We start from the raw sequence: 3,178 nt of genomic DNA on the forward strand, positions 1-3,178 counted from the left end.
CCCCAGCGCTTGGCAATATGGAAGCTTCGGGCTGGCTGAGATTAATATTTCATGAGCTTGGACGAATGAACCTTACGAGAATAACCGAAGAGATCGTACCAGAATCTCGTTCTTACCGCCAAATTGATCAGGCAATTCGCCTCATATCGCTCCAATATGGACAGCAGCTCTCTATTGAAGGAATCGCTCAAACACTCGGCTATCATCGCGCGCATTTAACGAGGCTGTTTAAGGATGCGACGGGGCTGCCGCCCATGCAATATTTACAAAAGGTACGAATGAAGAAAGCAGAGGAGCTGCTTGAAGGCGAGCTTACGATTGCCCAGATTGCCTCATCTGTTGGATTTAATGACCCGCTCTTTTTTACGAAGCAATTTCACAAATGGAGCGGACAATCGCCTACGGAATTTCGGAAAAACTTGAATAAGCAATAGAACGATAAACGAGCGGAAAATAGATAGGTGGGCATTCGAATGCAGTGGATAATTTCTCCATAAATGCAACCTAAGTAATCATTAAAGAGTCTATGATGATGAGGGTGAAGAGGAGGGATTTTTGGTGAAGTTAAAGATTTGGTTTGTTTTGCTAGCAGCGGTTTGCATTCTTAGTGCTTGCGAAAAGGAAGAGAATAATGGAACAACGAATAGCAGTGGGAAAGTGGTCACTAGCGAATCAGAGGAAATGCAAGCCTCTTATCAAGAAAAACAGTTATCAGATGATATGAACGAGGTAATTTCAAATTATATTATTCAAAAATATGATTCCGTCTCCTCTCAAACGGAAAAACAGTTTGAGGTGCATGAGGTTTATGGCACAAGCGAATCATCGGGCATCATTACGGTGTATATGCATTCCTATTTTGGCGGATTTAATAAATTTTCGGGTCTAGAAATTCAAGCAGGGCATTCCATGCCTGCGGTCATTCGCTTGAAGAAAAAAGCAGCGGGATATGTTGTAACCGAATATACTGAACCGAAAGACGGCAGTCTTTATCAATCTTCGTTGAAAAGGATGTTTCCCAAAAAGTATTTGGATATAATGCATAATAAAAGCGGCATTTTAGACAATTTGCAAAAAGAAATGGATAGCAAAGTACAGCAATGGTTGGACGAATAGTACTGCGAATCACCCGTCCCAACGGGTTTATTTTAAGATAAAAATCAAGAAACTAGCAGTTACTTTAAGTATAGTATGTATATCTCATATAATATAGTGACCTTTTTTTCACTACTTACATAATGATACAAACTTCTCTAGAATAGAGATGCTAGCGTGCTTAAGGCAGCATTTCGATTGCTATTTTACAATTCATGAGGAGATGAGTAGAGATGCAATTTCGTCATTTAGGGAAAAGTGGATTGAAGGTTAGTGAAATCAGTCTAGGAAGCTGGTTGACATACGGCGGTTACGTAGAACGTGAAAATGCGGTGAAAGCGATTCAAACAGCCTACGGGCTTGGCATTAATTTTTTTGATACAGCGAATGTATATGAGAGAGGGGAAGCAGAGAAGCTGATGGGAGAAGCGCTTCGTGCTTTTCCACGGGAATCCTATGTGCTCGCAACCAAAGTGTTTGGACAGATGGGTGATGGTCCAAATGATCGGGGACTATCCCGCAAACATATTATGGAGCAGTGCAATGCCAGCCTGAAACGGCTTGGAGCAGATTATGTGGATCTATATTACTGCCACCGCCATGATCCAAGTACGCCTATGGAAGAGACGCTTCGTGCGCTTGACGATCTGGTACGCCAAGGCAAAGTGCTGTACGTTGGCGTTAGCGAATGGACAACCGCGCAAATGGTGGAAGCGCATGCAATTGCTGATCGTTACTTGCTCGACCGAATCGTAGTTAACCAACCGATTTATAATATGTTTAACCGTTATATCGAGAAGGAAGTCATTCCTTACGGTGAGCGCGGCGGTATTGGACAAGTCGTGTTCTCGCCGCTCGCTCAGGGACTGCTGACGGGCAAATACAGTTCCGTGAATGATGTGCCTGCGGACAGCCGTGCAGCGAAGCTTGATGGCATGCGCAAAGGTGTGACGGAAGAGAAAATCAATAAAGTGCGCGAGCTGAGCGTGGTGGCAGCAGAGCTGGAATTAACGGTTGGTCAGCTGGCGCTTGCTTGGATTTTGCGCCAGCCGAATGTATCTAGTGCACTCGTTGGAGCTAGCAATCCTGCACAGGTGGAAGAGAACATGAAGGCATCGGGTGTCGTGCTAAGCGCTGATATTACGGAGCGGATTGAACAAATATTAGGAGCATAAGAAGGAGTGAATGAAGTGCCGAAAGTAGTTGTTACAGGCGGCAGCGGCATGCTGGGGAAATGGGTAGTTAAGCATTTTGTTGAGCAGGGATACGAGGTTGTGAATGCGGATGTGAAACATCCAGCCGAACCGCTATGYCGAACTGTAATCGTTGATTTGAACCATTTGGGTGAAGTGTACGGCGTATTGGCTGGGGCGGATGCCGTTGTGCATTTGGCTGCCATTCCAGTTGCGTACTCGCATCCGAATGAGGTTACGTTTCACAACAATATGATGTCTACCTACAACATATTGGAGGCTGCAGCGGGTCTTGGCATCCGCAAGGCAGTTATTGCTTCGAGCGAATCCTCTTATGGCCTCGTATTTGCCAAAGAGAAGTTCGGGCCTAAGTATGTTCCCGTCGATGAAGAGCATCCGCAGCTTCCTGAGGACAGCTATGGCTTGTCCAAAATCGTAAATGAACAAACAGCGGATATGATAAACCGTAGAACAGGCATGCAGGTTGTTTCATTCCGCCTAGGCAATGTTATTGCACCAGAAGCGTATGAGCGATTCGAGTCATTTATCCATGATCCCGAGCAGCGCGAGCGTATTCTATGGAGCTACATTGATACGAGAGATGCGGCGGAAGCTTGTCAACTCGCTATTGAAGCAGAAGGGCTCGGAAGCGTGGCGCTTAATCTTGCAGCGGATGATAGCAGCATGGCGCTGCCAAGCCGGGCGCTTATGGCAGCTCGTTTCCCGGAGGTCAATGATTTCCGCAAGCCGCTGGAGGGGCACGAAACATTGCTCTGCAATGAGAAGGCTAAACGGCTGCTCAACTGGAAGCCAAAACATCAATGGCGTGATTACGTCAACGGATAAAAGGAAAGTCGAGTCCGAGAAAAAAATTATACGAAGAACGTTAT

At 45.7% G+C, this 3,178-nt stretch carries 4 protein-coding genes; all 4 read left to right on the forward strand.

The window, feature by feature from the left end; translation table 11 throughout:
- The coding region (locus AC1DSE_RS33260; RefSeq protein WP_477528912.1) for a helix-turn-helix domain-containing protein at window positions 1–434 on the forward strand (434 nt) is incomplete at its 5' end.
- 124 nt (window positions 435–558) lie between these two features.
- Window positions 559–1,116 carry a hypothetical protein gene (locus AC1DSE_RS33265; RefSeq protein WP_477511338.1) on the forward strand — a complete coding sequence of 186 codons (558 nt, stop codon included), beginning with the start codon at window positions 559–561 and terminating at the stop codon, window positions 1,114–1,116.
- A 212-nt stretch (window positions 1,117–1,328) separates the two neighbouring features.
- On the forward strand, window positions 1,329–2,270 hold the full coding sequence (locus AC1DSE_RS33270) for an aldo/keto reductase family protein (RefSeq protein WP_477511337.1): 942 nt from the start codon (window positions 1,329–1,331) through the stop codon (window positions 2,268–2,270).
- 15 nt (window positions 2,271–2,285) lie between these two features.
- Window positions 2,286–3,134, forward strand: coding sequence for an NAD-dependent epimerase/dehydratase family protein (locus tag AC1DSE_RS33275; protein ID WP_477511336.1), 849 nt, complete (start codon window positions 2,286–2,288; stop codon window positions 3,132–3,134).
- Window positions 3,135–3,178: the final 44 nt, after the last annotated feature.

The sequence above is a fragment of the Paenibacillus sp. 01L418 genome (assembly GCF_056400045.1).